Source organism: Microcoleus vaginatus HSN003, assembly GCF_022701255.1.
In the GTDB taxonomy this organism is placed as follows: domain Bacteria; phylum Cyanobacteriota; class Cyanobacteriia; order Cyanobacteriales; family Microcoleaceae; genus Microcoleus; species Microcoleus vaginatus_B.
The window spans coordinates 5,699,697-5,722,060 of sequence record NZ_CP031705.1; the positions used below are offsets into that span (position 1 = coordinate 5,699,697).

Here is a 22,364-nt window from a genome sequence, read left to right on the forward strand (position 1 = left end):
AATAGAAAAAACAATGATTAAAATCTTACACCTTTCAGACATTCACATGGGCAGCGGCTTTTCTCACGGCCGGATTAATCCAGAAACCGGTTTAAATACGCGGCTGGAAGACTTCGCGGCGACGCTGAGCAAATGTATGGATAGAGCAATTTCTGAACCCGTAGATTTAGTTATATTCGGCGGCGATGCTTTCCCGGATTCGACGCCTCCACCGTTTGTAAAAGAGGCTTTTGCTCGCCAATTCAGCCGCTTGGTTGACGCGCAAATTCCGACTGTTTTGCTAGTAGGAAATCACGACCAACATTCTCAGGGACAAGGCGGCGCGAGTTTGGGGATTTATCGGACTTTGGGGATACCTAAGTTTATTGTAGGCGATCGCCTGGAAACTCACCTGATTCAAACCCGCAGCGGCCCCGTACAGGTGGTAACATTACCTTGGTTGACTCGATCGACCTTAATGACACGTTCCGAGACTGAAAGCCTGTCTATGGGCGATGTTAACCAATTATTAACCGAAAAGCTGACGATCGCAATGGAAGGCGAAATCCGCCGCCTCAACCCCGACATACCAACCGTACTTTTAGCGCACTTAATGGCAGATAAAGCCAGTCTGGGCGCCGAACGTTTTTTAGCAGTTGGAAAAGGTTTTAACATTCCCGTTTCCATGCTAACTCGCCCTTGTTTTGATTATGTTGCTCTTGGCCACGTACACAAACACCAAAATCTCAATGCTTCCAACAATCCGCCCGTAATCTATCCCGGAAGTATCGAACGAGTTGATTTTAGCGAAGAGAAAGAAGATAAAGGTTTTGTGTTAGTTAATGTGGAACGGGGGAAAGCAGAGTGGGAATTTTGCACTTTGCCGGTGCGGGTATTTCAGACGATTAAAGTGAATGTTTCCGAATCGGAAAACCCGCAAGCCGAGTTAGTTAAAGCTATTGGCAAGAAAGAGATACAAGACGCGGTTGTGAGATTAATTTACCAATTGCGATCGGAACAATTAGATATCATTGATAACGCAGAATTGCACGCACTTCTGGGCGAAGCACACAGCTACACAATTCAACCAGAATTAGTCAGTCAGTTAGCTAGGCCGCGGTTGCCAGAATTGAATGCTAATAATAGCATAGAACCATTAGAAGCTTTGAAAACTTATCTTGCAAGTCGCGAAGATTTGAAAGATGTTGCTGAGAGTATGTTAGAAGCCGCGCAGGGTTTGTTGGGCGGTGCGGAAGAAGTTTTGGTAGAATTTTAGGTCAAGAATTCCGCATCTAATTACAGGATGATTTTGCTGCCAAATATTGTAGGGTGGGTATCTTGCCCGCCCTAAATATACTATTTAACTCCCAAAAATCTCGCCCGCCGCCAACCGAGTTCCGTTGGCAAAATCCACCCCAGACTGCACCTTTTTCCCCGCTAACTGCACCTCCCGCAATAATAACAAACCATCGCCAGTTTGGACGATCGCCCCCAAACCCTTCACAACCTTAACAACTTCCCCATTTGCGCCCGATAACTGATCCAAAACAGGCCATTCGCGTTCCAAAACCCTCAACTCCGGCGGCATTTGCAGCCAATATTCCGGCCCCACTGGCACAGTAGCCATCACCTTCAGAGAATTGCCACGAAAAGTCGTCGTGCAATCCGGGAAAAAGCCCCTAACTTGATTGTGAAGGTCGATCGCACTTTTCGACCAATCCAGCACATAATCCGCACTCTTAATCATCGGCGCATAAGTCGCCTCAGCATCATTTTGAACAACAGCTTTAACTTCCCCATCCCTCAATTTCACCAAAGTTTCCACCAACAAATCCGCCCCAAGTTCCGCCAACCTGTCACCCAAAGAATCAGCATTATCCAACAGCGTAATCCCCGCAAAAGCCTTCAACAGCATCCCGCCAGTATCCATGCCAGCATCCATCAACATAGTAGTAATTCCCGTCGCCTTTTCCCCGTCATAAAGACAGCGCTGAATCGGCGCGGCACCACGATACTTCGGCAAAATTGAACCGTGAACGTTAACGCAAGCCAAATTAGGAATATCCAGTATTTCTTGAGAAAGAATCTGGCCGTAAGCTACCACCACAAAAACATCAGCCGCCGCTTCCCGCAATTTGGCAATTGTTTCAGAATCCTTCTTAATTCGCTGCGGCTGCCAAACCGGGAGACTGTGATTTAAAGCCGCCATTTTTATCGGTGAAGGCATCAATTGATTGCCTCTTCCCCGACGTTTATCTGGTTGAGTCACCACAGCCACTACCTCGAATTCGGGATGGCTTAGCAAACTGGATAAAGTAGGAACAGCAAATTCGGGAGTGCCAAAAAAGACAATTTTCATAGATGTTTAGTTATTAAGTAATTATTCAGTCCTCAGTCCTCACTTAGAGCCTGTAGGCGTCAATTAACCCTGAATCATCGAGCTAATGCCTTTAACTGTCAAAACGAGAAATCTAAGCATCCAGCGGGTTTCTAGCTGCCCATGACTCCAGGACTCCAAGAAGGGTAGTTTCCTCATAGATTATACACTTCGACAATAATTCCGAGTTGTGCGATCGGCAAAAAAGATCTCTCTTGATCCTCCGGTGCAGCCCGACTCAAACGTGGACAAGCAATCGGTTTGATAGATGTAACAACATTTGCATCCCTTCTTCTCAAGTTAAATCTCATTGTTTTACACTAGGAATTATCATCTGATTTACCTGGTTAACTGCTAATCTCAATCTTATCATCTCTCCCAGAACATGGAAAAACCGTCGAATCTCCTGCTTAAACTCAGCCGCAGCTTATTTGGAGACACCGCCGAACAAGAAAAGTTTATTCATGCTGTCACAAATCCCCAACCTTTTAATCCTGCTATCTTGTGGATGCAACCCAAACCCACAGACAACCCATTTACTGTCGAAATTCCATTTTTTTGGCAACCGCAATTTGTAGATAGACTAGCCTGAGAATCCCAGCCGGGAAAACATTCGTTACATCAAGCAGGACATTACTACTATCTAGACTTTTCCTCCATCTTCGCCACCTCCACATTGTTAACAATACCCCACTCAATCAAACTAATCTTAGATATGTGCGCCGCCCCCGCAGGAAAAAGTATATTTGCTTGGAAAACCTTAAACCCAGAGTTGCTGTTGTGCAACGAAGCCATAGGCAAACGCATGGGAATGCTGATCTCTAATTTAAGACGCTGCCAAATTCAACCATCCGCCACCGCTAACGTCGATTCAAAAATACTTGCCGAAGAAATACCACAAACTGCTAATTTAGTAATAGTAGATGCTCATTGTACAGATCAATCACTCTTAGCAAAAGGAGACAAAGCACCCGGATGCTTTCATCATGTCACCATCAACAGCAATGCCAACCGCCAAAAAAGAATCTTAGCCAATTCTGCTAAAATTGTAGCCCCGCAAGGTTATCTTGCATACATGACCTGCACTTATTCAACCGAAGAAAATGAACAAGTCAGCGAATCGGTGTTAAGCAAATTCCCCGAATTTCAGCCAGTCACTGTTCCTCATTTAGAAAAATATCGATCGCACCTGAGAGAAATTCCTTGCTATCGGATGTGCCCACAAGTTAGACTAGGAGCAGGAGCTGTCACAGTTTTGTTTCAAAACACCTCGGATGGAGAGAGAAATCAACTACAGCAGATTTTCTAGATTTAGCTCGTTTTACCAACATCTAACTATCCGCGTGCATCTGCGCTTAAAAAAAATCTTCACTCACTGCAAATAAAAAATGATTTTATTCAAAATATTCCCAGCCATTAAAATGCCACTAAAACTAGCTGTCTGCCTTTTATTTATCTTAAATATCCTGATATTAAGCGGTTGTCAAAACAGCACCACCCCAGCCTCAAAAAACGGCCAGCCGATCGAACTCACACTGTGGCACGGCATCAATCCCCCGCCAAATCGCGACGTATTTAAAACCCTAACAGACAAATTCAACAAAACGCATCCCAACATCCAGATCAAACCAGTTTATATCGGCCAGCCAGACCAACAACTGCCAAAAATATTAACAGCAATAGTGGGAAATGCACCTCCTGATTTGCTTTGGAATGCTGCCACAAGTTCAGGAAAACTAGCAGAACTCAACGCAATTAAGCCCTTAGAAAACTGGCTCGACAAATCGCCTCTGAAAGCCGAAATCTACCCGGCACTCTTCGAGTCAATGGAACTCGGCGGACACACTTGGTCAGTTCCCCTAGCGACAAACAACGTCGCCATCTTTTACCGTCCCAGCTTATTTGCAGCAGCAGGAATCAAAAAAGTGCCGCAGAATTGGGCGCAATTAAAGCAAGTAGCCCGATCGCTCACCCGAGACACCAACGGAGACGGCCGCACAGACCAACACGGCATAGTGCTCCCCCTAGGCAAAGGAGAATGGACAGTATTTACCTGGCTGCCATTCATGTTCAGCGCAGGCGGCGAACTCAAAGGCGAAACACCTCAAAGTCCTGTACCCCAAATAGATAATCCCGGTTCTCGCGCCGCCTTAGAATTGTGGAGCGACTTGTTAAAAGAAGGTTCAGGAATATTGTCAGCACCCGAACGCGGCTACGAACTCGACAACTTCATCGCCGGCAAAGTCGCCATGCAAATTACCGGGCCGTGGACGCTAGCACAGTTGCAGCAAAGCGCGATCGACTACGGAGTAATGCCTTTACCAATCCTCAAACGCCCCGCAGCCGTCGTAGGGGGTGAAAACCTATTTTTAATGAAAACCTCGCCAGAACGAGAGCGAGCAGCCCTAGTATTCTTAGAATACGTTCTCGGTGAAGAATTCCAAACAGCATGGGCATTGGGAACAGGTTATTTACCCATTAACTTAAAATCGAGACAGAGCAAAGCTTATCAAAGCTTTGTGGAAAAAAACCCTGTTTTGCAAGTATTTTTAGAGCAAATGAACTCAGCCAGAGCGCGACCCATTATTTCAGGTTACTCCCGCCTCTCAGAAAACCTCGGTCGCGCCATAGAGGCCACCATTCTGGGGCGCAACCCCCAAGACGCCCTTAAAGAATCTCAAGAGCGTTTGACACTAACCTTAGATATTACAACAGCCAAAGAGAAATAGACAAGAAAAAATAATTTTCTTAGCTGTAAATTATTCGCTTTCACTATATTCGAGCGCCAGACTTGAAGTCTCGATTGATTGGTTAAAAATCTAGTGAAAATTACTCCCGCCTGCACTTCTAACCAGAAACCGTGTTTCTGGCCCAAAACATACCTAAAAGCAGAGATTTTACGTCGCTGTTATTGATATTTTAGGTATTTTAGGTATTTTAGGTATTATTGAGCATGGTGCAAGATGTTAGGGTGAATTGACTTACGATCGCCCAAAACAAAAAGACACCCACGGTCGCTCGGTAATGAATTTCTAAGAAAAACCAAAAAATTACAAACCAATTCCTTAGCCATTAGAGATATATTTACAAAAAAGCGATACTCCCGAAATTCATGGGCAGATTTGATCGAACAAAAAAACCGAACCCTCAACGGCACCACAAAAAGTTAGGTCAAACGCTTCTCCCACTACCTACCACCCATGACCTACCATCACCTAATAGAAACATTTTCTCTACCCTCTGCCTATCCCGCGCCACCTACTGAGACCCCAACAACCTTCCACCTTTTCCCCAAACGACCATGCAGACAAAGTTCCTTAACCCAATCAAAGGACATTCCTGGCGGTACTTCCTCGCAGTAGGCGCGATCGCCCTGGTCTACTATTGGGCGTCGCAATTCGCAATTTCCACCCTCACCCTCAGTTCAGAAATTTACCCGATGTGGCCAGCAGCAGGAGTTGCCCAAGCCGCCCTGCTGCTGTTTGGGCGACAACTGTGGCCGGGAATCGCGATCGGAGGCTTCCTGTTCAGCATGAGCGTACCGTCGGCCAACATCGGCACCGCATTGATCTCGGCAGCCGCCAGAACCCTGCAAGCGTGGGCGGGAACTTATCTACTCCAGCGCATTAACTTTAGCGCCGGGCTCGATCGGCTCAAAGACGTTTTAGGAATAGTCGGACTAGCGGCCTTGGGATCTACCCTGATCAACTCCACCATCGGCAGCATCCTCGTATGCCTGAGCGGTTTATCTAGCTGGAGCAATTTTGGCACGATTTGGGGGACTTGGTGGGTGGGAGACGCTATGGGAATTGTGCTCGTCGCCCCGCTGCTGCTGACGTGGCAACAATTCCCCAAAGTCCCCACCCATCGTCAAAAGATAGCTGAACGAGTGATTTGGCTGCTGCTGCTACTAGCAGTCGGCTGGCTCGTCTTTTGCTCCCGCACCCGCGCCGCCTACGCCCGCTATCCCCTCGAATACTTACCATTTCCCCTAGTAGTTTGGGCTGCCTTTCGATTCGGTCAGCGCTACACCGCCCTCTCCAACTTCATCCTCTGCGGCTTCGCCATCTGGGGTATAGCGCGACGCAGCGGCCCCTTCCTCAAACACGCCAACAGTATGCCCCAAGCACTGTTATCCCTGCAAGCCTTCATCGCCGTCATCGCCGTCACCGGCTTAGTCTTAGCTGCCACCGTCGCCGAACGCCACCAAGCAGAAGCCTCCCTGCGCGCCAGCGAAGCCAGCCTCGCTAACGCCCAGCGCATCGCCCAGCTCGGCAACTGGGACTTAGACCGCAACGCCCAGCAATTGCGCTGGTCAGAGGAAATTTACCGCATCCTGGGACAGCAACCGGGAGCTTTTGAACCCAGCCTTGAAGCTTTCTTGAAATACGTGCACCCTGAAGACCGAGAATTAGTCAAAACCTCGATCGAAGCCGCTGTATTTCAGCAACAGCCTTACAGCATCGACTACAGGCTCATACTCCCCGACGGTAGCAACCGCACAGTCTACGAACAAGCCGACGTTAACTCCCTCTACATCACCAGCACCGTCCAAGACATCACAGACAGAAAGCAAGCCGAAGCCGCCCTGCGTTCTTCAGAAGAAAGATTTTCCAAGGCCTTTCACGCCTCCCCAGTCGGAATCAGCATCTGCACCCTCACAGACGGATGCTTCCTCGATGCCAACGAAAGCTTTTTGCGGTCATTAGGCTGGCGGCGGCACGAATTTATCGGCCACACTCCCAGCGACTTAGGAATGTTGGTCAATTCAGAAGACGGGGGGCGGCTCGCCCAGATTTTGCAATCAAAAAATTCGATCAGCAACCAAGAAATCAAAATTCGCACCAAAGCCGGCGAAGTGCGCGACTGGCTGCTGTCAGTCGAACTGATCGACCTCGACAACACTCAGTGCATTTTAATCATGACCAGCGACATCACCGAACGCTTGCGTTCCGAAGAATTCCGCCGGGCCGCAGTAGCCGCCGAAGCTGCCAATCGCTCGAAAAGCATTTTTCTCGCCAACATGAGTCACGAACTCAGAACCCCCCTCAACGCCATCATCGGTTACAGCGAGCTCCTGCAAGAAGACGCCCGAGACCTCGGTGCCGAAGAATTCATTGACGACCTCCAGAGAATTAACACGGCCGGTCAGCACCTACTAGACCTGATTAAAAATATTCTCGACTTGACCAAAATTGAAGCAGGCCGCATCGACTTCCACCTCGAAACCTTCACCATTTCAACTCTGGTTGAGCAAGTAGTAACCACGATCGCGCCGATCGCAGACAAAAATGGCAATATCCTAGAAATACAATGCCCTGAGGATATTGGCTCGATGCAGACCGACTTGACAAAACTTCGGCAGTCCCTGCTCAACCTCCTCAGCAATGCCTCCAAATTTACTCGCTCCGGCGCGATTACCTTCGCCGTTACCCGATCCCTCGAAACCCCCGCCGAAGCTGCCAAGAGAGGCAAAAAACTTGGAGCGTATAGAGGAGGTGGCCAAGCTGAAAATAGCTTGTCTCTCTTATCTTCCGCTCAAGAGTGGATCATTTTTACGGTCAAAGATACCGGCATTGGCATGAGTCCCGAACAATTAGCCAGAATCTTTGAGCCTTTCACGCAAGCCGATTCCTCAACTACTAAGAAGTACGGTGGCACTGGTTTGGGGCTGACGATTACTAAGAAATTCTGCGAAATGATGGGCGGAGACATTACCGCATTCAGCGAGGTGGATAAAGGTTCTACTTTTACCATTCGGCTACCAGCTATGTTCACCGACCTTTCCATATCAACCGAAAAGGCTGACAAATAATAATTTTTTGACAGTTATTTTGGCTTACGGTCACTTCTATTTGCCTCAGCAACTTGCTGATTGTTTCGCTAACAGGGAGGGAGATTGGGAACATAATTTATCACATTATAAACTCAGTTTTTTGAGTAGGTAATCGTAATATAAAACTCGAAGATTAGGTTGGGCTATCTAACCCTAATTAAGTTATAAGTAAGTACGAAAAGTCCTGAAATCGTTTCCGCGGGCATTAAAATAAAAATTTTTCCAGTCCAGTGCGAGCGTCCCGCGATCGTTTTTTGGCTGTCACCGAGTTTTTGAGCGTAAGTTCACTTGATAAGATGATATTATTTTTAAGCGTGCTGCCGACATTCAGCTCCTTGGTTTGTTGACAATCCTTAAAAGTACAGATAATCAATATAATTAGCGCATTTTGAAAAATTTTGGATAGCAGAGATGCTCCATCGGCTTCTCGATAAAACCTGTGATGCGGGTTCGATTCCCTAATTTTCCCTTAACTGTATAGCTGCGTATATATACTATTAATTAACAAGATATACTGTAGAAAGTTGCCTACAAAGCACCAGAAAATATGCACCCCCACCTCCAGCGCCAACTCGAACAGCTTGGTTTAGCAAGCGAGTCCCCCCCTCCCACTGCCGAGCAGTGGCAGCTATTGTTGGAGAAGGTAAGCTATAGCTACGAGGAAACTCGGAGCCAGCACGAACCCTTGCTGCAAGCTGGTTTGAGAGCCGAGCCGATCGCGCTCCAGGATTTGGCCTCCTCGCCCCAGTCCCATCAAGACTCTCCAACCGCTTCAGAAGTCGATCGACTGCGGGCGAGTGTCAATAGTTTAGGGACCCGATTGTGTATCCTTGACGCGAAGGGGTTTGTAATTTCAGTGAATCCAGAGGCAGAACGCTTGCTGGGGTGGCGAGAGTCGGAACTTGCAGGCGTTTCCCTGCTAGAGCGCATCGGGAAGCAAAAGAAAGGCAAGAAATCCCAAGTTTTAACGGCTCCGAAACACTCGCTAAGTAAAAGTGAAGATGCGACGATCGCACCTACACTAGGTTTACAAGAAGCGAGATCTTCAAGTCAACCTTGCAACAAGTGGGACGAGGAGTTTTTGTGTCGTGGCGAGCAAGCTCTCCGGCTCGCTAAGCAACTACGGCCAGACGCCATTACCCTGGACGTGATTCTGCCCGGAATGGACTGCGGGGCGGTACTCTCAGCGCTGAAGGCAGATCCTGACCTTGCCGAAATTCCCGTAATCCTGCTATCCTTTGTGGGCAACAAAAGCCTCGGCTTTGCATTGGGTGCCTCGGACTACCTCACCAAACCAGTGGACGGCAAACGGCTGGCTGCTTTGTTGAAGAAGTACCGACGCGACCAAGACGGCGTTGCAAGTAACAATTTGACCTGTCAGATTCTAATTGTGGAAGACGACGTGGCCACGCGCAAAATACTGCGACGCATACTAGAAAGACAAGGCTGGGCAGTAACGGAAGCTGACAGCGGAAGCGCTGCTCTCGATCGGCTAAAAGTTGCTCGCCCCCACCTGATATTACTGGATTTGATGTTGCCAGAAATGGATGGTTTTGAGTTGATCGGGGAACTTCGCAAATCGTACTCTGGAGATCCTATACCGATTGTTGTGATCACGGGGAAAGACTTGACACCGGCCGCAAGCCAGCAGCTAAACGGCTACGTCGAGCGGGTGCTACAAAAGAGAGTCTACAGTTGCGATGCTTTGTTGCGCCAGGTTCGCTCTATAGTCAATAACAGGTTCGATCGCAGGTACGACTCGAAAGGCAAGGAGAACACCAATGGCTAAAATCCTGTTGGTCGAAGATAACGAAATGAACAGGGATATGCTTTCCAGGCGTCTGGCCCGCAAGGGACATGAGGTCTTTATTGCTGTTGATGGTGCTGAGGGAGTGTCGATGGCGCTCGCGAAAGTACCCGATTTGATTCTGATGGATATGAGTCTGCCGGTTCTAGACGGGTGGCAAGCAACGCAGCAAATTAAGGCGGCTCCTGAAACTAGCAGGATTCCGGTGATTGCGCTAACGGCTCACGCAATGGCGGGCGATCGTGAAAAGTGTCTTGCCGCCGGCTGCAACGACTACGACACTAAACCGGTCGAGTTTCCCCGACTTTTGGGTAAAATTGAAACGCTTCTCAAAGAGGCCATGACATGAGAGTTGTTGATGAGGGCAGCGTACTGGTTGTTGACGACAATGAGGTAAACCGCGATTTGCTCGCCCGCAGACTTCAACGTCAAGGCCACGTGGTGACTGTTGCTGAAGATGGTCTGCAAGCTCTGGAAATGTTGCGAACACAGCCTTTTGATTTAGTTCTCCTCGACATTATGATGCCGCAAATGAACGGCTATCAGGTGCTCGAAAGTCTGAAGGCGGACGAAAAGTTGCGCCATATCCCGGTGATTATGATTTCGGCGGTAGACGATATCGACAGTATCGTCCGGTGTATAGAGTTGGGGGCGGAGGATTATCTTTCTAAACCGTTCAATCCGGTATTGCTCAAGGCTCGGATTAGCGCTTGTCTGGAAAAGAAGCGACTGCGGGATAAGGAACAGGCATATTTACATGAGTTGGCGCAGGAAAAGGAAAAGTCCGAGCGTTTGCTGTTAAATATTTTACCGAGGGCGATCGCACAGCGCCTCAAACACGGGGAAAGTACGATCGCAGACAGTTTCGCTGAAGTAACAGTGATGTTTGCCGATTTGGTCGGTTTTACTAAGCTTTCGGCTCATTTATCGCCGGCCCAATTGGTGGAGTTGCTCAACGAGATTTTTTCGGCTTTTGATGAGTTGGCCGATCGCTACGGACTTGAGAAAATTAAGACGATCGGCGATGCTTATATGGTTGTTGGCGGTTTGCCGACGCCTAGCGACGACCACGCAGAGTCGATCGCCGACATGGCGCTAGACATTCAAGCAGCAATGACTAAGATGCGTACCAAGGGAGGTCAGCCGCTCAGCATCCGCATCGGCATCCACACAGGCCCGGTAGAAGCTGGGGTAATCGGTACTAAAAAATTTACTTACGATTTGTGGGGAGATACGGTAAATACAGCTTCCCGGATGGAATCTCAAGGCGTCCCCGGCAGCATTCAGGTGACAGTTGCTACCTACGAGCGCCTGCGGGATAAGTACGTTTTTGAGGAGCGTGGCGTGATTCCAGTGAAGGGGAAAGGCGATATGATGACTTATCTGCTTGTGGCCCGAAACGCCTCATGACAAATGACCAAACGACCAATTACCAAATTGACAAATGAACGTAAATTCTAATCTTTTAATGTACGCCCAATGGGCGGGAATTCTGACAGTAGCTTTGGCTATTTTAACAATTATAGCATTTATCTTCAAATGGGGTTTTCGCTTCCGATTGGTAGGAGTGACAAGCTTTATGGGAGTAATTGCTGCGAGTATATTTGGTCTGGGTTTGGGACTGTTTGCTCGCACAGAAATTCCCGGTGCAGTTCGCTATTCTTTAGTTTTCGATACAGGCGGCGCTCAAACAGTAGTTACTGTGCCACCTACGATCACGGAATCGCAATTAGAAGCAACGATGCAGCAAGCGGCTGCGGATTTGTACTCTCCAGGGCGATCGGGGCGGGGCAGAGACTACATGACTATCCGGGTTCGTACAGTTGTACATCCTGAACCTGGGCTGTCGCAGCCACTGTTTTTGGGCGAGGTGAGACGATCGCTCGCGACTCGTTATGATGACAAAATGGCGATCGAAATCTTCCCCGAAAAAGTTGCTATTCTGAAAAAATATCAAGCTTAAAAATAGGGTGCAGCAGCCTTCTTAGGACTTACGCATCGCAGAGCAGAAACCGGGTTTTTTACAAAAATACTTCGTTGTAACGCGCAGATTCGGTAAAAAACCCGGTTTCTTTTGTCGTAGTGCGTAAGTGCTGAAAAAATAATTTAAAACTATAAAAATAATATCAAATTATGACTCAAGAGTCAGAAAAGTTACTAACAAACCTTTACAACGCTTTTGACCCATTCTATCCTTTACCAGCAGGAGATCCGCAGTATGTTGACTGTCGAGAAGTGCGAGGAGATGGCGATATTATCGAAGATTTGGGCAGAAAGATTAAGCTATCGCAGCGAATGACTTGTCAGTTGTATGCTGGACATCGCGGTGCGGGAAAGTCAACAGAATTGCTGCGACTTCAGGAATATTTGCAAAATCAAGGCTGCTTTGTAGTCTATTTCGCGGCTGACGAGCAAGATATTAATCCCGAAGATACTGAATATACTGATATTTTGCTAGCTTGCACCAGACATTTGTTAGAAGAGCTCAGAAATGCCAACTCTAAACCTTTACGCGATTGGATGCGAGATAGGTGGGAAGATTTGAAAGATTTAGCCCTAACCGAAGTGTCTTTTGAAACATTGAGCTTAGAGTCGCAAATTGCTCAGTTTGCCAAACTGACGGCGAATGTCAGAACCGTACCGAGTCTGCGCCAAAAAATTCGAGATAAAATTAATCCCCACACAACGACGCTGATTGATGCGCTGAATGAGTTTATTGGCGATGCTAAAAAAAACTTGCCGGATAAATCTTCGCAACTCGCAGTGATTGCCGATAATTTAGACCGAATTGTGCCGTTTTCCCAGGACGGGAAACGCAGCAATCTCGACGAAATCTTTTTAGACCGCACTGAACAACTCAAAGCTTTAGATTGTCATGTCATTTACACCATACCGATTTCTATGGTGTATTCTAACCGCGCTACTGAGTTAATCAATAATTATAACGACCCGCAAGTGTTGCCGATGATTATGGTGCAGAATCCAGACGGCAGCACCAACGAAGCGGGACTTGCTAAAATCAAAGAGTTGATTGAAAAGCGGGTAAAACAAGTTAATCCGAATCAATCTTTAGAAACAGGATTGTTTGACAGTCGAGAAACTCTAGAACGCCTGTGTTTGATGAGTGGGGGTCACGTCAGAAATTTGCTGTTGATGATGCAAGAAGCAATAACTCGCACCGAGGATTTGCCAATTACTGCAAAAGCAGCGCAAAGGGCAATTACTCAAGCGCGGGATGTCTACCGCAGAACTCCTGAAGAAGGCGAATGGCAAATCTTAGCGAAAGTCTCCCACACTCAGCGCATACTGAACGATGAACAGCACCGCGATTTATTGTTTAGCCGCTGTATTTTGGAATACCGATACTATGATGAAGAAGGAGAAATGCAGCCTTGGTATGATGTTCATCCGCTGATTAAAGGAATTAAGCAATTTAAAGATTGTCTTGCACAACTTGAGCCATGACGCCAGAAATAATTGATTGGGAGGCCGATTTACCGCCAGCAGAACCAGAGGAAGAATATCAAACTCTGGTACGCACTCTCAAACGGACAAATGGTTTCCGGTTGTTGTTTGTTGAGTGTTCGCCTGCAGAAGGTGAACGCTTGATTGCGAAAGTTCAAGGGGATGTGCCACAGAAAAAGATTGAAGCTTTGGCGCTGGATGAGTCGGTTTATAACTTTTATAACATAATTGAAGATTTGCCAGAACGAGATGCAATTAATATCCTGTTTGTGAAAGGCTTAGAATATTCACTGTATGAATATGAAAAAGAAAAAAGAGAAATCGGATGGGAAAGCAAAGATATTTATTCTTATAGTTGGCGGGGTGTGCCGCCTGTTTTAATTAATTTAAATCAGCAGCGGGAAAGGTTTAGAGATGATTTTAAGATTTGTTTTGTGTTTATTTTGCCTCGTTTTGCAGTTAATTATTTGATCCAGCGAACCCCGGATTTCTTTGATTGGCGTTCGAGTTTATTTAAGTTGTCAATGGATAAAGAACTGCTGCAACTAGAATCAAGGCAGGCTTGTTCCGAAAGAGGGAAGCGAGAAGATTATCTAGCTTTGACTTTCCAAGAAAGAAAACGGGAATTGGTGAGGATTCAATCTTTAATTGATGAGGATGGGCAAACACCCGAACAACAAGCAGAATTGTTTTATGAACAAGGTTTATTGTATGGCTATGCTAAAGAATATACAAAGGCGATACCCTCCTTCGACAAAGCCTTAGAAATCAAACCAGATTATGACGAAGCCTGGTACTATCGCGGCATTGCACTGGCTAATTTAGAAAGATGGGAAGAAGCGATAGCCTCCTATGACAAAGCCTTAGAAATCAAACCAGATTATCACGTAACCTGGAACAATCGTGGCAAAGCACTGGGTAATTTAGGAAGATGGGAAGAAGCGATAGCCTCCTTCGACAAAGCCTTAGAAATCAAACCGGATTATGACGAAGCCTGGTACTATCGCGGCATTGCACTGGATGATTTAGGAAGATTGGAAGAAGCAATAGCCTCCTATGACAAAGCCTTAGAATTCAAACCCAATTCATACCAAGCCTGGTATGATCGAGGCAATACGCTGGATGATTTAGGAAGAGGGGAAGAAGCGATATCTTCCTACGACAAAGCCTTAGAAATCAAACCAGATTCCTACGAAGCCTCGTACAATCGAGGCAATGCACTCCGTAATTTAGGAAGATTGGAAGAAGCGATCACCTCCTACGACAAAGCCTTAGAAATCAAACCAGATTTACAGGAAGCCTGGTACAGTCGGGGCATTAAATTGGGTAATTTAGGAAGATGGGAAGAAGCGATCGCCTCCTACGACAAAGCCTTAGAAATTAAACCAGATTTACAGGAAGCCTGGAACAATCGGGGCTGTGGACTGGGTAATTTAGGAAGATTGGAAGAAGCGATAGCCTCCTTCGACAAAGTTTTAGAATTCAACCCCGATGATGACTTTGCTTGGGAAAATCGGGCCATTGCACTGAATAATTTAGGAAGATTGGAAGAAGCGATAGCCTCCTACGACAAAGCCTTAGAAATCAAACCAGATGATGACGCAGCCTGGCACCAGCGGGGCATTGCACTGGGTAATCTAGGAAGATGGGAAGAAGCGATAGCCTCCTTCGACAAAGCCTTAGAAATCAAACCAGATTTACACGAAGACTGGTTTAATCGGGGCAGGACACTGGATAAGTTAGGAAAATTGGAAGAAGCGATCGCCTCCTACGACAACGCCTTAGAAATCAAACCAGATTTACACGAAGGCTGGTTCAATCGGGGCCATACACTGGATAAGTTAGGAAAATTGGAAGAAGCGATAGCCTCCTACGACAAAGCTTTAGAAATCAAACCAGATTTACAACAGCTTGTCTGGTACATTCGGGGCCATGCACTATGTAATTTAGGCTTATTAGAAGAAGCCATCGCCTCCTACGACAAACCCTTAGAAACCAAACCCGATTTACACGTTTTCTGGTACCTTCGGGGCCATGCACTATGTAATTTAGGCTTATTAGAAGAAGCCATCGCCTCTTATAACAAAGCCTTAGAAATCAAACCCGGCGATCACTTTGCCTGGTTATTTTATTTAGGCTTATTAGAAGAAGTCATCGCCTCCTATGACAAGGCCTTAGAAATCAAACCCGGCGATCACTTTGCCTGGTACAGTATTAGACATCTGCGTTTTATAATAAAGCTTGCTGTTATGCGTTGCGTAGTCAAATTGACCAAGCGATTCAGAAGTGGCAGCAAGCCATCAATCTGAATCCTGACAGATACCGAGAAATGGCAAAAACTGACTCGGATTTTGACAGCATTCGATCGCATACTCGGTTTCAAGCCTTGATTCAAGAATAGGGATTTGCCCTTGGGCGGGGCGGGTTTATGAGATTGTCGGTTTTAGGCAATTATTGTTGGTAAAACCCGCCCCTACAGCATCAAAAATACTCTTATTATTTATTAGTCTGCAAAGGCGGACTTCGCTTGACAAGAGGCGCTTTCAACCGCGGATCGCTCAAAAGGGTTACGTGAAAATTATATCTTGGGCGAGGTTTGTCACACCTCAGTACGATCGCCCTTTTCTATTTTCTACGCAGTCCTATAAAAAAATAGTATTAATCTATACCTACAAATCCAAACTCTAGAATTATAATGAAAAAAATTGAAAAAGCTCCCAAATTCCTGTAAAATTGCCATAAATAACCAAATAGTTGCGATCAAAAGCACTCAAACGCGAAAAAGATCGCATATAAAAAAGAAAAGAATCAATTAGACAGAAAATAAAGAGGTGAAACCCCTTGCAAAAATTAGCCAGCATAGAAAAGCCGATCGACTCAGGGGAACAATCCATAGCAGTCAACACCCAAAAGGCTCAAACATTGTACGAACGCGGCAACGCCCTAGAAGCAATGGGACGATTCCAAGCTGCGATCGAATCTTGGGAAGAAGCGATCGAACTCGAACCAACATTTTATGAAGCCTGGTACAACCAAGGCGTAGCCCTCAAAAAATTGGGCCAGCTAGAAGAAGCGATCACAGCCTACAACAACTCCCTAAAAATCAAACCCAACAATCCCGAAGCGTGGTATAATCGCGCCAACGTTTTACGGAAACTCAACAGACTCTCAGAAGCGATCGCATCCTACGAAAAGGCGATCGCACTCAACCCCAGCTACCCCGAAGCTTGGACGAACCGCGGCAACACCCTCGTCAACTTAGAAAAATTGTCAGAAGCGATCGACTCCTACGACAAAGCCATAGCCATCAAACCCGACTACTGCGAAGCTTGGTATAACAAAGCATTTGCCCAGAGAAAATCCGACCAAAATACAGCGGCGATCGCCTCCTACGACAAAGCGATCGAACTCAAACCAGACTTGCATCAAGCCTGGTACAACCGCGGCTTAGCCCTAGCCGATGAAAAACTATACCCGGAAGCCATCGCCTCCTACGACAAAACCCTGCAACTGTGGCCGAATTCTGCCGAAGCCTGGAACAAACGCGGCAAGGCGATCGCACAAATGGGACAATTTGAATTAGCGATCGCATCCTGGGATCAAGCCCTGGCACTTAACCCAAACGACAGCGAAACCTTTTACAACCGCGGCTTAGCATTCGCCAACTTACAACGCTTTGAAGAAGCAATTGCCTCTTGGGACAAAACCCTAGAGTTGCAGCCAGACAACATCGAAGCCTGGTACAACCGCGCCATAGCCCTCACAAAAATCCAACGATTTACCGAAGCCATCGCCTCCTACGATAAAATCATCGCGATCAAACCCGACGATGCAAACCTGTACTATCAAAAAGCTTGCATTTACGCCCTGGAAAAACAAGCAGGCGAGCTCACAAACAGCCAGGAAATTGTAGCTACCAGCATCCGGCTGGCGATCGAAAACTTATCCAAGGCGATCGAACTCAATCCGCAGAAATACCGGAAATTGTGCAAAAATGACTCTAAATTGCGTACAATACGGGAAGAAGTGCGGTTTTTAGCTTGATTTCAGGGTAGCTATGATTGATGGAGACGGATGCCGCACTGCAACCTTTGTAGGCAAAACAGCACCATAAACCCCAATCATGCAAACCCTAGATAAAACTCAAGCAAAATTCGCTCAACTGGCAGCCCACCTGAGAGAAGTTACGGACATCGAATCAGCCTCGTCGTTGCTGCATTGGGATCAATCAACTTATATGCCCCCCAAAGGTGCAACTGCCAGAGGCCGCCAGTTGGCTACTCTCAAACAAATATCCCACGAAAAATTTACCGATCCAAAAATTGGTGAACTCCTAGAAGACTTGCGTTTCTACGAACAAACCCTCCCCTACGACTCCACCGCAGCCAGCCTGATCCGCATAGCCCGCAGAGACTACGATCGCGCCGCCAGAGTCCCCGCAACCTTCATGTCCGCACTCTGTCGCCACCAAGCCGACTGCTACGAAGCTTGGGCAACAGCCAGGGCAGCCAACAACTTCGCAGCCGTTGAGCCGTATCTCGAAAAAACCCTAGAATTAAGCAGGCAATACGCCGACTTTTTCCCCGGCTACGAACACATCGCCGATCCGTTGATCGATCGTAGCGACTACGGCATGAAAGTATCTCTGCTGCGCCCGCTTTTCGCCAAACTGCGTGAAGAATTAGTGCCGATAGTCGAAGCCATCACCTCCCAACCTCCCGCCGACGACTCCTGCTTGCACCAAGACTTCCCAGAATCCCAGCAACTAGAATTCACCCGCAAAGTCGTAGAACGCATGGGGTACGACTTCCAACGGGGACGGCAAGACACCACCCTGCACCCGTTCATGACCAACTTCTCCATAGACGATGTACGCATAACCACCCGCGTCTATGAAGACCACCTGGATCAAGCACTGTTCAGCAGCATCCACGAAGCTGGACACGCCCTCTACGAACTCGGAAATTCCCCGGAATTTGAGGGCACGCTGCTTGCAGGCGGCATTTCCTCCGGCGTGCACGAAAGTCAGTCGCGACTTTGGGAAAATATGGTCGGGCGCAGCCGCGGTTTTTGGGAATGTTTCTACCCGCAACTCCAAGGCGTATTTTTGCGACAGTTGGGACACGTATCCACTGACGCATTTTACCGGGCAATTAACAAAGTCTCGCGATCGCTCATCCGCACCGACGCCGACGAAGTAACCTACAACCTCCACGTCGCCATCCGCTTTGACCTAGAATTGGCAATGGTAGAGGGAAAACTAGCAGTGCGAGACCTCCCCGAAGCCTGGAACGAACGTTATAAAACCGACCTCGGCGTTGTCCCAGCCACCGACAGCGAAGGCGCGATGCAAGATGTTCACTGGTATGTTGGTACGATCGGCGGAATGTTCCAAGGTTACACCCTCGGCAACTTGATGAGCGCTCAATTTTACGAAACAGCAGTAAAAAACAATCCTGAAATTCCCGTAGAAATAGAAAGGGGAAATTTTACCGTACTCCACGACTGGCTAAAACAAAACATCTACCAGCACGGCCGCAAATACACTGCTGTCGAATTGATCGATCGCGTTACAGGTTCACCTTTAACTATCGATCCATTTATCCGTTACATTCGCCACAAATACGGGGAGTTTTATGTCATTTGAGGGATAGCAACTTCACTTTGCAGACTTTAAAATTACAAAAAAAGTAGCCGTTTAGAAAAAGGGCGATACTGTTTGAGTATCGCCTAATTTCACAGCGGAAATCAAAAGTCTTAAATAAGGGAGTATGTATGTCTGAACTCTTTCAGGCTGTGATTGCCAGCGACGAAAAAACCGAGTTGCGTCAGTTTATCAGCGATTTACGCGCTTTGGGTAACAAATATTTACTGCGAAACGACATAGTTAACGCTTTTGCCGCCTACTGCACCAAATACAAAAAGCCCGAACAGTTTCATCAATCTTCTCTTTTAAGCAAACTGATTTACTACGTTCAGGAAATTATTCTCGAAGATGACAGCTTTTGCGTCCTGCTGCGGCCAAAAATTGCTACAATGGAAATAGTGCGAGTTGCAGACGACTTGACTGTTGAGCAGATGACAGTGCAAGAATTGCTCGACGTGCGCGATCGCTTCGTCAACCATTTTCACCCCCAAGAAGGCGACATTCTCGAACTAGATTTCGGCCCTTTTTACGATTATTCCCCCACAATTCGCGACCCAAAAAATATCGGCAAAGGAGTGCAATTCCTCAACCGATACCTGTCCAGCAAACTGTTTCAAGACCCCAGACAGTGGCAGGAAAGTCTATTTAATTTCTTGCGGATTCACCGCTACAACGGCGTACAATTACTAATTAACGATCGCATAAAATCCCAAGAACAACTTTCAGAACAAGTCAAAAAAGCCCTCACCTTTGTCAGCGATCTTTCTGAAGAAGAAGGCTACGAAAGATTTCGATTGGTGCTGCAATTGATGGGCTTCGAGGCAGGTTGGGGAAATACCGCCGCCCGCGTGCAAGAAACCCTAGGAATTCTTGACGAATTAATTGATTCCCCCGATCCGCAAACCCTAGAAGCATTTATTTCTCGCATCCCGATGATTTTCAAAATCGTCCTAGTTTCTCCTCACGGCTGGTTCGGCCAAGAAGGAGTTTTGGGGCGGCCGGATACGGGAGGGCAGGTAGTTTATGTCCTTGATCAAGCTAAGAGTTTAGAGAAACAACTGCAAGAAGATATTCATCTTGCAGGTCTCGATAGTTTAGGAGTCAAACCTAAAGTAATTATTCTCACCCGGTTAATTCCTAACAGCGACGGTACGCGCTGCAACGAACGTTTGGAAAAAGTTCACGGCACAGACAATGCTTGGATTTTGCGGGTTCCCTTCCGGGAGTTCAATCCCAAACTGACTCAAAATTGGATTTCTAGATTCGAGATTTGGCCTTATTTAGAAACTTACGCGATCGATTCAGAAAAAGAACTGCTGGCTGAGTTTCAGGGCAAGCCAGATTTAATTGTGGGCAACTATTCCGACGGCAACTTGGTAGCGTTTTTGCTGTCTCGCAAACTCAAAACTACTCAGTGCAATATTGCCCATGCGCTGGAAAAATCTAAATATTTGTTCAGCAATCTCTACTGGCAAGAATCAGAGGAGAAGTACCATTTTTCGCTGCAATTTACGGCCGATATAATTGCCATGAATGCAGCTAATTGTATTGTCAGCAGCACCTATCAAGAGATTGTGGGCCAACCCGATAGTGTCGGTCAGTACGAATCTTACCATTGTTTTACCATGCCGGATTTGTACCACGTTGTGAACGGGATTGAACTGTTCAGCCCTAAATTCAACGTCGTGCCGCCGGGAGTTAACGAAAGTGTGTACTTTCCCTACACGCGGATTGAAGACCGGGTGCAAGGCGATCGCGATCGGCTCAACGAACTGCTGTTTACTCTAGAAGACCCAGAACAAGTCTTTGGAACCCTCGACGACCCGCACAAGCGCCCTTTATTTTCGATGGCCAGGCTCGATCGCATTAAAAACATGACCGGCTTAGCAGAATTGTTTGGAAAAAGCCAGGAATTGCAAGAAAAATGCAACTTAATCCTAGTTGCTGGCAAGCTGCGGGTCGAAGAAACCGAAGACTACGAAGAAGCAGAAGAAATTAAAAAGCTCTACGCAATTATCGACCAATACAACCTTCACGGTAAAATTCGCTGGCTGGGAGTGAGGCTTTCCAAAAGCCTGTCCGGCGAAATCTACCGGGTAATCGCCGACACCCAAGGTATATTTGTTCAGCCAGCCTTATTTGAAGCTTTCGGCTTGACAATTCTCGAAGCAATGATTACCGGTATTCCCACTTTCGGGACGCAGTTTGGCGGCCCGCTGGAAATCATTCAAGATGGAGTAAATGGGTTTTATATCAACCCGACCAACCACGAGGATACTGCCCAAAAACTTCTCGATTTTTTATCGAAGTGCGAACACAATCCCAACTATTGGTATGAAATTTCAACGCGAGGAATTGACCGAGTTTACAGCACGTATACCTGGAAAATTCACACTACCAAGCTGCTGACGCTGGCGCGCACTTACGGTTTTTGGAACTACTCATCCAAGGAAAACCGCGAAGATATGCTCCGCTACATAGAATCGCTGTTTTATCTGATTTACAAGCCGAAAGCGAAGGCTTTATTGGCAGAACACGCAAATCGATAACTGCCGAGTTTTGCTTTTTATATCCACTCGGTTGGTATCGGAATTATTCATCTCTCTCTTCCCTTTCTCTGTATCCTCTGCGTCAAGAGGGGTTTAATAATTCCGATACAACTGAGATGTTGCACCATTGTCAAGAACGGGCTCTCCGGCCCGTTCCACAAAGAATGAGTTTTCTTGTGGAACAGGCATCTTGCCTGTTCCTAAACAAGTAATATCAATTCCGGTTGCACTCCTTATGATGTTGACTGTTGACTGTTGACTGTTGACTGTGAATCGAACAACTGAAAATTGCGTCAAGAACGGGCTCTCCGGCCCGTTCCACAAAGAATGAGTTTTCTTGTGGAACAGGCATCTTGCCTGTTCGTAAACAAGTAATTGAGAATGGTGCAACATCTCCCATACAACCGAAATTGATATTAGGGGGGGATTAAAGGAAAAAACTTCGCCTTTCATAGAGCAACTTTGTACAAAATCTGCCTGTAAAGATTTATGAATGACGGCAGGTTTTGTACCATAAGACTGAGGCTAAAACACGTGGTTTATACGAAAATATTAGGTTTAGTAACGAAAAATATCGGAATCAACCGGGTGTATTAGGAATAGTGCGAACAGGCCCCTACTTCTAACAGGTAACTTCCAACTCGTAAATCCTGAGTGCGTCTGTCCCCATTGCCTAAATTCTAGAAGCAGCAGCAGATATAGCA

General features: G+C 46.8%; 18 protein-coding genes. 15 read left to right on the plus strand and 3 right to left on the minus strand.

Translation table 11 applies throughout. The features are described 5' to 3' along the window. Positions 1-13 precede the first annotated feature (13 nt). Positions 14-1,255, plus strand: coding sequence for an exonuclease subunit SbcD (gene sbcD / locus D0A37_RS24545; RefSeq protein ID WP_242718374.1), 1,242 nt, complete (start codon positions 14-16; stop codon positions 1,253-1,255). An 84-nt stretch (positions 1,256-1,339) separates the two neighbouring features. Here the strand turns inward: sbcD and fmt are convergent, their stop codons facing one another. After that, complete coding sequence (gene fmt, locus D0A37_RS24550) at positions 1,340-2,338, minus strand: methionyl-tRNA formyltransferase (protein WP_242718376.1); 999 nt, start codon at positions 2,336-2,338, stop codon at positions 1,340-1,342. A gap of 173 nt (positions 2,339-2,511) precedes the next feature. Further along, positions 2,512-2,667, minus strand: coding sequence for a hypothetical protein (locus D0A37_RS24555; protein WP_242718378.1), 156 nt, complete (start codon positions 2,665-2,667; stop codon positions 2,512-2,514). Positions 2,668-2,741: 74 nt separating this feature from the next. On the opposite strand from D0A37_RS24555, the gene D0A37_RS24560 reads away from it, so the two are divergent. The 14 genes from D0A37_RS24560 to D0A37_RS24625 all read left to right on the plus strand — a co-directional run bounded on the left by D0A37_RS24560 (position 2,742) and on the right by D0A37_RS24625 (position 21,660). After that, positions 2,742-2,948: a hypothetical protein gene (locus D0A37_RS24560; RefSeq protein WP_242718380.1), complete on the plus strand. Its 207-nt coding sequence runs from the start codon at positions 2,742-2,744 to the stop codon at positions 2,946-2,948. Between the two features lie 123 nt (positions 2,949-3,071). Next, positions 3,072-3,665, plus strand: coding sequence for an RsmB/NOP family class I SAM-dependent RNA methyltransferase (locus D0A37_RS24565; protein ID WP_242718382.1), 594 nt, complete (start codon positions 3,072-3,074; stop codon positions 3,663-3,665). Positions 3,666-3,744: 79 nt separating this feature from the next. Continuing rightward, positions 3,745-5,085 carry an ABC transporter substrate-binding protein gene (locus D0A37_RS24570; protein ID WP_242718384.1) on the plus strand — a complete coding sequence of 447 codons (1,341 nt, stop codon included), beginning with the start codon at positions 3,745-3,747 and terminating at the stop codon, positions 5,083-5,085. Positions 5,086-5,657: 572 nt separating this feature from the next. Next, positions 5,658-8,171 carry a sensor histidine kinase gene (locus D0A37_RS24575; protein WP_242718386.1) on the plus strand — a complete coding sequence of 838 codons (2,514 nt, stop codon included), beginning with the start codon at positions 5,658-5,660 and terminating at the stop codon, positions 8,169-8,171. 568 nt (positions 8,172-8,739) lie between these two features. Continuing rightward, the gene (locus tag D0A37_RS24580; RefSeq protein WP_242718388.1) at positions 8,740-9,981 is read left to right on the plus strand and encodes a response regulator; all 1,242 of its coding nucleotides are present in this window, start codon (positions 8,740-8,742) and stop codon (positions 9,979-9,981) included. Further along, a complete protein-coding gene (locus D0A37_RS24585) occupies positions 9,974-10,348 on the plus strand; it encodes a response regulator (protein WP_006631823.1) in 375 nt (124 codons plus the stop codon). Before D0A37_RS24580 ends, D0A37_RS24585 begins: the two co-directional genes overlap by 8 nt. Further along, entirely contained in the window at positions 10,345-11,409 is a 1,065-nt protein-coding gene (locus D0A37_RS24590; RefSeq protein ID WP_242718390.1) for an adenylate/guanylate cyclase domain-containing protein, read from the plus strand. Before D0A37_RS24585 ends, D0A37_RS24590 begins: the two co-directional genes overlap by 4 nt. 34 nt (positions 11,410-11,443) lie before the next feature. Next, positions 11,444-11,962, plus strand: coding sequence for a Ycf51 family protein (locus D0A37_RS24595; protein WP_242718392.1), 519 nt, complete (start codon positions 11,444-11,446; stop codon positions 11,960-11,962). Positions 11,963-12,132: 170 nt separating this feature from the next. After that, positions 12,133-13,464 carry an AAA family ATPase gene (locus tag D0A37_RS24600; protein ID WP_242718394.1) on the plus strand — a complete coding sequence of 444 codons (1,332 nt, stop codon included), beginning with the start codon at positions 12,133-12,135 and terminating at the stop codon, positions 13,462-13,464. After that, entirely contained in the window at positions 13,461-15,773 is a 2,313-nt protein-coding gene (locus tag D0A37_RS24605) for a tetratricopeptide repeat protein (protein ID WP_242718396.1), read from the plus strand. The genes D0A37_RS24600 and D0A37_RS24605 overlap by 4 nt, the downstream gene beginning before the upstream one ends. Beyond that, positions 15,719-15,865 carry a TPR end-of-group domain-containing protein gene (locus tag D0A37_RS24610; RefSeq protein WP_242718398.1) on the plus strand — a complete coding sequence of 49 codons (147 nt, stop codon included), beginning with the start codon at positions 15,719-15,721 and terminating at the stop codon, positions 15,863-15,865. The genes D0A37_RS24605 and D0A37_RS24610 overlap by 55 nt, the downstream gene beginning before the upstream one ends. A gap of 440 nt (positions 15,866-16,305) precedes the next feature. Then, complete coding sequence (locus D0A37_RS24615; protein ID WP_242718400.1) at positions 16,306-17,508, plus strand: tetratricopeptide repeat protein; 1,203 nt, start codon at positions 16,306-16,308, stop codon at positions 17,506-17,508. 79 nt (positions 17,509-17,587) lie between these two features. After that, a complete protein-coding gene (locus tag D0A37_RS24620; RefSeq protein ID WP_242718402.1) occupies positions 17,588-19,111 on the plus strand; it encodes a carboxypeptidase M32 in 1,524 nt (507 codons plus the stop codon). A 128-nt stretch (positions 19,112-19,239) separates the two neighbouring features. Next, positions 19,240-21,660 carry a sucrose synthase gene (locus D0A37_RS24625; protein ID WP_242718404.1) on the plus strand — a complete coding sequence of 807 codons (2,421 nt, stop codon included), beginning with the start codon at positions 19,240-19,242 and terminating at the stop codon, positions 21,658-21,660. Between the two features lie 214 nt (positions 21,661-21,874). Here D0A37_RS24625 and D0A37_RS24630 read toward each other — a convergent pair whose 3' ends face one another. Next, positions 21,875-22,012, minus strand: coding sequence for a hypothetical protein (locus tag D0A37_RS24630; protein ID WP_242718406.1), 138 nt, complete (start codon positions 22,010-22,012; stop codon positions 21,875-21,877). Between the last annotated feature and the right edge of the window lie 352 nt (positions 22,013-22,364).

What these genes read in the sequence shown, in the direction of transcription:
- sbcD (WP_242718374.1), top strand. Translation starts at nt 14, where the DNA reads ATGATTAAAATCTTACACCTTTCAGACATTCACATGGGCAGCGGCTTT.
- fmt (WP_242718376.1), bottom strand. Translation starts at nt 2,338, where the DNA reads ATGAAAATTGTCTTTTTTGGCACTCCCGAATTTGCTGTTCCTACTTTA.
- D0A37_RS24555 (WP_242718378.1), bottom strand. Translation starts at nt 2,667, where the DNA reads ATGAGATTTAACTTGAGAAGAAGGGATGCAAATGTTGTTACATCTATC.
- D0A37_RS24560 (WP_242718380.1), top strand. Translation starts at nt 2,742, where the DNA reads ATGGAAAAACCGTCGAATCTCCTGCTTAAACTCAGCCGCAGCTTATTT.
- D0A37_RS24565 (WP_242718382.1), top strand. Translation starts at nt 3,072, where the DNA reads ATGTGCGCCGCCCCCGCAGGAAAAAGTATATTTGCTTGGAAAACCTTA.
- D0A37_RS24570 (WP_242718384.1), top strand. Translation starts at nt 3,745, where the DNA reads ATGATTTTATTCAAAATATTCCCAGCCATTAAAATGCCACTAAAACTA.
- D0A37_RS24575 (WP_242718386.1), top strand. Translation starts at nt 5,658, where the DNA reads ATGCAGACAAAGTTCCTTAACCCAATCAAAGGACATTCCTGGCGGTAC.
- D0A37_RS24580 (WP_242718388.1), top strand. Translation starts at nt 8,740, where the DNA reads ATGCACCCCCACCTCCAGCGCCAACTCGAACAGCTTGGTTTAGCAAGC.
- D0A37_RS24585 (WP_006631823.1), top strand. Translation starts at nt 9,974, where the DNA reads ATGGCTAAAATCCTGTTGGTCGAAGATAACGAAATGAACAGGGATATG.
- D0A37_RS24590 (WP_242718390.1), top strand. Translation starts at nt 10,345, where the DNA reads ATGAGAGTTGTTGATGAGGGCAGCGTACTGGTTGTTGACGACAATGAG.
- D0A37_RS24595 (WP_242718392.1), top strand. Translation starts at nt 11,444, where the DNA reads ATGAACGTAAATTCTAATCTTTTAATGTACGCCCAATGGGCGGGAATT.
- D0A37_RS24600 (WP_242718394.1), top strand. Translation starts at nt 12,133, where the DNA reads ATGACTCAAGAGTCAGAAAAGTTACTAACAAACCTTTACAACGCTTTT.
- D0A37_RS24605 (WP_242718396.1), top strand. Translation starts at nt 13,461, where the DNA reads ATGACGCCAGAAATAATTGATTGGGAGGCCGATTTACCGCCAGCAGAA.
- D0A37_RS24620 (WP_242718402.1), top strand. Translation starts at nt 17,588, where the DNA reads ATGCAAACCCTAGATAAAACTCAAGCAAAATTCGCTCAACTGGCAGCC.
- D0A37_RS24625 (WP_242718404.1), top strand. Translation starts at nt 19,240, where the DNA reads ATGTCTGAACTCTTTCAGGCTGTGATTGCCAGCGACGAAAAAACCGAG.
- D0A37_RS24630 (WP_242718406.1), bottom strand. Translation starts at nt 22,012, where the DNA reads ATGCCTGTTCCACAAGAAAACTCATTCTTTGTGGAACGGGCCGGAGAG.